Source organism: Nonomuraea turkmeniaca, from assembly GCF_005889735.1.
GTDB classification, from domain to species: domain Bacteria; phylum Actinomycetota; class Actinomycetes; order Streptosporangiales; family Streptosporangiaceae; genus Nonomuraea; species Nonomuraea turkmeniaca.
Window position 1 is genome coordinate 37,149 of sequence record NZ_VCKY01000071.1, and the last position, 6,017, is coordinate 43,165.

At 69.9% G+C, this 6,017-nt stretch carries 6 protein-coding genes; 5 read left to right on the forward strand and 1 reads right to left on the reverse strand.

What is annotated here, in order from left to right; all coding sequences use genetic code 11:
* The first annotated feature begins 129 nt into the window (after positions 1-129).
* Positions 130-1,077, forward strand: a complete 948-nt coding sequence (locus ETD86_RS21895; protein ID WP_138668013.1) for a ferrochelatase — start codon at positions 130-132, stop codon at positions 1,075-1,077.
* A gap of 13 nt (positions 1,078-1,090) precedes the next feature.
* Here ETD86_RS21895 and ETD86_RS21900 read toward each other — a convergent pair whose 3' ends face one another.
* The gene (locus tag ETD86_RS21900; RefSeq protein ID WP_138668014.1) at positions 1,091-2,257 is read right to left on the reverse strand and encodes a lytic transglycosylase domain-containing protein; all 1,167 of its coding nucleotides are present in this window, start codon (positions 2,255-2,257) and stop codon (positions 1,091-1,093) included.
* Positions 2,258-2,349: 92 nt separating this feature from the next.
* Here ETD86_RS21900 and ETD86_RS21905 point away from each other — a divergent pair, with 92 nt between their 5' ends.
* The 4 genes from ETD86_RS21905 to ETD86_RS21920 all read left to right on the forward strand — a co-directional run.
* On the forward strand, positions 2,350-3,555 hold the full coding sequence (locus tag ETD86_RS21905) for an MFS transporter (RefSeq protein WP_138668015.1): 1,206 nt from the start codon (positions 2,350-2,352) through the stop codon (positions 3,553-3,555).
* 54 nt (positions 3,556-3,609) lie between these two features.
* Positions 3,610-4,332, forward strand: a complete 723-nt coding sequence (locus ETD86_RS21910; RefSeq protein ID WP_138668016.1) for a polysaccharide deacetylase family protein — start codon at positions 3,610-3,612, stop codon at positions 4,330-4,332.
* A 44-nt stretch (positions 4,333-4,376) separates the two neighbouring features.
* Positions 4,377-5,654: a D-arabinono-1,4-lactone oxidase gene (locus ETD86_RS21915; protein WP_138668017.1), complete on the forward strand. Its 1,278-nt coding sequence runs from the start codon at positions 4,377-4,379 to the stop codon at positions 5,652-5,654.
* Between the two features lie 96 nt (positions 5,655-5,750).
* Positions 5,751-6,017: hypothetical protein (locus ETD86_RS21920; protein ID WP_211370220.1), on the forward strand; the 267-nt coding region annotated here is incomplete at its 3' end.

Below are 6,017 nucleotides of genomic sequence, written 5' to 3' on the forward strand. Positions count from 1 at the left end.
TCACCCGAACCTACCGCGCGCCAAGGACCTCGAGCACGAGCTTATGGCCTCACTCCCTTCGGCGGGCTCGGTCGCCCTACGCCGCTCCTCCAGGCGGGGGCGCTCACTCGCGCGAATAGGGTTGGTCACGTGGGAGATTACGACGCTCTGCTGGTCCTGTCGTTCGGGGGTCCCGAGGGTCCCGACGACGTGATGCCGTTCCTGGAAAACGTCGTGCGCGGCCGCGGCGTGCCGCGCGAGCGGCTGCTCGAGGTGGCCGAGCACTACCAGAGCTTCGGTGGGGTCAGCCCGATCAACCAGCAGAATCGCGACCTGATCGAGGCCCTGCGCCCGATCGTGGACGTGCCGGTCTACTGGGGCAACCGCAACTGGCACCCGTTCGGCGAGGACACCGTGCGCCGGATGAAGGCCGACGGCATCCGCAAGGCGGCCGTCTTCGCCACGTCGGCGTTCGCGGGTTACTCCAGCTGCCGGCAGTACTACGAGGACATCGCCAGGATCTCCGTCGAGGGCGGTCCCGAGCTGGTCAAGATGCGGCATTTCGGGGACCACCCCGGGTTCGTGGCCGCCATGGCCGACCACACGCGGGCGGCGCTGGAGCGGCTCGGCCGCGACGACGCCCGGCTCGTGTTCACCGCGCACAGCATCCCGGTGTCGATGGCCGAGACCGCCGGCCCGTCCGGCGGCCTCTACGAGGCGCAGCTGCGCAGGAGCGCCGAGCTGGTCGACCAGGCGCTCGGCCGCACCCAGCCGTGGGACCTGGTGTGGCAGTCGCGCAGCGGTCCGCCGCAGGTGCCGTGGCTGGAGCCGGACGTCTGCGACTTCCTGCGCAAGACCGAGGCCCGCGCGGTCGTGCTGGTGCCGATCGGGTTCGTCTCCGACCACATGGAGGTCGTCTACGACCTCGACACCGAGGCCAGGGACGTGGCCGCGGAGATCGGCCTGCCGTTGGAGCGGGCGGCGACCGCGGGCACGCACCCGCGGTTCGTCCGGATGGTCCGCGAGTTGATGGAGGAGCCCGAGCCGGTTCCCTGCTCCCTCACGTGCTGCCCGCGTCCTTCTCCCCCCGCTGCGTGAGGCCGGCTCGGCCTCAGGCGTAGGTGCGGGCGTAGGCCTCGGCGATGCCCATGACCTTGTTCACGTAGTCCCAGGAGTGGTTGTAGAACCAGATCGCCTTGCGTAGCTTCTCGCCGCCCTTGCCGGCGCCATTGGCGCACAGGTAGTTGGCCGCGCCCGGCACCGCGTCGTACGGGCTCCAGATGTCCGCCTTGCCGTCTCCGTCGCCGTCCACGCCATAGTGCTTCCACGTGGCGGGCATGAACTGCATGGGCCCGAGCGCGCCGGCGCTCGACGGGCCGTTGTTGCGGCCGTGGCTGCTCTCGACCTGCCCGATCGCGGCCAGCACGGTCCACGACAGTCCGGGGCAGCGGGTGGCGGAGGCCTTGTAGAGCTCCAGGAAGCTGCCCGGGCGTCCCACGTTGACGGTCTGCGGGTTCGGCTGATTCCGCGTCGGGGTACGGGCGGCCGAGTCCAGCATGACGACCTGGGCGCCCTTGCCGAGCAGCTTGCGCACCCCCGACTCGCTGATCTTGCCCGGCTTGCCGTGCAGCAGCACCGCGACCTCCGGCGCGAACCCCAGCGACCTGCCCAGGTCTGCGCTCACCAGCCCGTCCACGCCATGCAGTCCGAGCGGGGCCGAGGCCGCGACGCGGAGCGTGGGGCCGCCGTCCACCTGGTACATGGCGCCCAGGATCATCCCGAACCTGCTGATCGTGCTCGTGTCGGCCACCAGCTCTCCCCTGGCCAGCGCGCTCCAGACGGCGGGCTGGTCGGCGACCGGCTGCGGCGTCCACGAGCGGAAGTGTGCCGGGTCCACGGCCAGCAGGTTGAGCGCGGTGCCCGAGACCTTGACCGCGCCCGCGTCCACCACGGTCACCTTCTGCACGTGCTTCAGCTCGCCCAGCTTGAGCTTGGCCTGCTTGGGTACGGCGGACGGGGCGATCGCCAGCACGCGCGGCGGGGTCGCGGTGACGCCGGGGCCGCCGGCGCCGAAGTCCTTGACCGGCTCCGCCTCGGGCACGAGCTGGTCGAGGCGGGGGGCGGCCGTGGGCTGGCGCGCCGGCCTGCGTACCGGCTCCTGAGCGGACGTGAGCAGGTCATCATCCAGGAACACGACGACTCCGCCGGCCGCGGCGGTGACCGCGAGCACGGCGGTGACCATGAGCATGACCGCGCGGAAGGTGGGAAGACCGGACACTCGGGACACGTTAGCCGAGCGAGCCGTAAATCCACTTGATAACCGGGCATCGGTGCGCAATGGTTAGCCGTCGGAAGTAAGGGGGAAACGGGGTGGTCGGGCCTTACCGGGGGCTGTTCAACGGGCCTGGCATCAAGGCGTTCGTGCTCGCCGGATTCGTCGGGCGCATGCCGATGTCGATGATAGGGATCGGGATCGTCTTACTCATCTCCGCGCTCACCGACAACTACGCCACCGCGGGCGCCGTCGCCGCCACCACCAACGTGGCCTTCGCCATCGGCGCCCCGCTGTCCGGGCGGCTCGTGGACCGGTTCGGGCAGAGCCGGGTGATCCCGCCGTTCGCCGTGGTCAACGCGATGGGGCTGGCCGCGCTCCTGTTCTGCGCCGGGCTGCGCCTGCCCGATTGGACGCTGTACGCCTCCGGCCTGGTGGTCGGGGCCACGTCGTTGTCGGTGGGGTCGCTGGTGCGCGCCCGCTGGTCGGTCATCCACGGCGGCTCCAGCAAGCTGCACACCGCCTTCGCCTTCGAGTCCGTGGTGGACGAGGTGATCTTCGTCACCGGGCCCGCCCTGGTCACGGTGCTGGCCACTGCGGTGAGCCCGTACATGGGCCTGGCCGTGGCGCTGGTCTTCATGTTCGTCGGCTGCCTGGCCCTGGCGACGCAGCGGCGTACGCAGCCGCCGGTCCAGCCGGCCAGGTCCGGGAGCGGCGGCACGCCCATCCTGATCCCCGGGATCGCCCTGCTGTCGTGCGTCTACCTGGCGATGGGGGCGGTGTTCGGATCCGTGGACCTGATCACGGTGGCGTTCGCCGAGGAGCAGGGGGTGAAGCCGGTCGCGGGGTTCCTGCTCGCCTCGTTCGCGGGCGGGTCGATGGTGTCGGGGCTCTGGTTCGGGTCCAGGCACTGGCGGATCTCGATGCGGGGCCGGTTCGTGCGGGCCCTGTGCGTGTTCGCGCTGGGGCTGCTGCCGATCGTGTTCATCGGCGACGTGCTGATCATGGCGGGGGCGCTCTTCCTGGCCGGTTTCGCGATCTCGCCGACGCTCATCACCGGCTTCTCGCTCACCGAGCGGCTGGTGCCTCCGTCCCTGCTCACCGAGGGTATGGCGTGGATCTCCACGGCGCTGGGCTTCGGCGTGGCGATCGGCGCGTGGGCGGGTGGGCGGCTCACCGAGACGTACGGCGCGTCCAACGCCTACGTCTTCAGCCTGGGCGCCGCGGTGCTGGCCGTGATCGTGGGAATCGGAGGTTCGGGTTTCCTGAGAGTGCCCGAGGCACCTTCACCCGCACAGAGTTGATCCGCTACCGTCGGGACATCCCTCGCAACATTCATCACTTTGGAAGCTTTACTTATGTCCCGACAAATCAGTTCACTTCTAGCAATCGCGGCTGTCTGCGTCACCCTCGCGCCAGCCCCCGCGTACGCCCAGGCGCCGAAGACGGCGCCGGTCGACTGCACGCAGGTCAAGTGCATCGCGCTGACCTTCGACGACGGGCCGGGCAAGTACGCGGGCGTCCTGCTCGACACGTTGAAGAAGCACAACGCCAAGGCGACGTTCTTCCTCGAAGGCCAGTACGTGAAGAGCCGCCCCAAGTACGTCAAGCGCATGGTCGCCGAGGGGCACGAGCTCGGCAACCACAGCTACAAGCATCCTGACTTCACCAAGATCGAGCCCTGGGACGTCAGGGCTGAGATCAAGAAGACGCAGGACGAGGTCAAGAAGGCGGCGGGCGTCGAGCCCAAGCTGCTGCGGCCGCCGTACGGAATGGCCGACCTGACGGTCTCCGACATCGCCAGCGAGTTCGGCATGCCGATCATCCTGTGGACCGGCGGCTCGGAGGACTGGAAGAGCAAGAACGTCGAGTCCATCAAGAAGAAGACCCTCGAGGTGGCCAAGCAGGACGGCATCATCCTCATGCACGACTGGGTGAAGCAGACCGTCGACGCCATGCCGTCGATCATCAAGACGCTGCAGAGCAAGGGCTACACCCTCGTGACGGTCTCCGACATCGTCAAGAAGGAGAACCTCGAGCCCGGCGACATCTTCCCCGTTCCCGCGGGCTGGGAGAACTGAGTATCGTTCACGTTCACTGGAACGAGAACTCTTGAGGGGCGCTCATGGTCTTCACGAACTGGGCGAAGAACCAGTCGGGCAGCCCCGCCGAGGTGCGTGCTCCGGCGTCCGTCACGGACGTCGTGCGCGCCGTGCGGGACGCCGCCGCCTCCGGGCGGCGGATCCGCATGGTCGGAACGGGCCACTCCTTCACGGGGGTGGCCCTCACCGACGGCATCATGTTGCGCCCGGACGCGCTGACCGGGATCAGGTCGTACGCGGGTGACCGCGTCACCGTGCAGGCGGGCACCCCGCTCCGGGTGCTGAACGAGCTGCTCGACGCGCGTGGGCTGGCGCTGGCCAACATGGGCGACATCACCGAGCAGACCGTGGCGGGCGCCATCCAGACCGGCACCCACGGCACCGGGCGCGACAGCGGCGGGCTCGCCGACCAGGTCGCCGAGCTGGAGCTGGTGCTGGCCGACGGGTCGGTGGCGACCGCCGCCCCCGGCGAGGATCTGTTCGACGCGGCCCGGGTGGGGCTGGGCGCGCTCGGGGTCCTGACCGCCGTGACGTTCCGGGTGGAGCCCGCGTTCCTGCTGCACAACAGGCGGCGCAAGATGCGGCTCAGCGAGATCCTCGGCTCGCTCGACTCGCTGACGGCCGCGAACGAGCATCTCGACTTCTTCTGGCTGCCGCACACCGACGCCTGCCTGGTCAAGACCAACAACCGGCATCCCGGTCCGGCGTCGCCGCCGAGCGCGGTCAAGCGCTGGCTGGAGAACGTGTTCCTGGAGAACACCGTGTTCGGCGCGGCCTGCGCGACCGGGGCCGGCTTCCCCGGGCTGATCCCGCGGATCAACGAGGTCAGCGCGGCGGCGCTCGGGGACTCCGAGTCGGTCGACACCTCGTACAAGATCTTCACGGCGCGGCGGGACGTGCGATTCCTGGAGATGGAGTACGCCGTGCCGCGCGAGCGTCTCGCGCAGGCGTTACGCGAGACGCGGGACCTCATCGACCGCATGGGGTGGATGATCACCTTCCCGGTGGAGGTGCGGGTCACGCCGCCCAGCGACGCGTGGTTGTCCACCGCGTACGGGCGGGCCTCGGCGTACATCGCGTGCCACATCTACCGCCCGACGCCGAACCCCGCGTACTTCGAGGGCGTGGAGGAGATCATGGTGCGGCTGGACGGCCGGCCACACTGGGGCAAGCTGCACACCAGGGACGCCGCCTACCTGGGCAAGGTCTACCCCCGCTTGGCCGACTTCGCCGCGCTGCGCGACCGGCTCGACCCGCGCCGCCTGTTCACCAACGACTACCTAAACCTGGTGCTCGGCTAAGGTCGTCGTTCTTTCGGTAAAGAACTGGCTCGCGAACGGCCGTGAAGGCGTGTCCCGCCGCCCGGACGACACGCGCGGGCTGCACCCTCGTCACTCGTGCCCCGACGACTCGGCCTGCCCTCCGTATACCTCGCCGCGGCCGTGGCGACGGCCGCCACGACCGCCGTCCCACTGGCCATGACGCCCGCTTCAGGACTTGCCCTGCGCCCCGCCGCCACCGAGCCCGCCCGCCCCTACATCGTCGTCGCGCGCGGCCCGGACGCCGCCCGCGATCTGGTCGGCGAGGTGCGATGGCGGGTGCGGCGCTACTACACCGCGGCGCTGCCCGGGTTCGCCACCTTCCTCACCGCCGCCGAGCTGGCG

What these genes read in the sequence shown, in the direction of transcription:
- ETD86_RS21910 (WP_138668016.1), top strand. Translation starts at nt 3,610, where the DNA reads ATGTCCCGACAAATCAGTTCACTTCTAGCAATCGCGGCTGTCTGCGTC.
- ETD86_RS21915 (WP_138668017.1), top strand. Translation starts at nt 4,377, where the DNA reads ATGGTCTTCACGAACTGGGCGAAGAACCAGTCGGGCAGCCCCGCCGAG.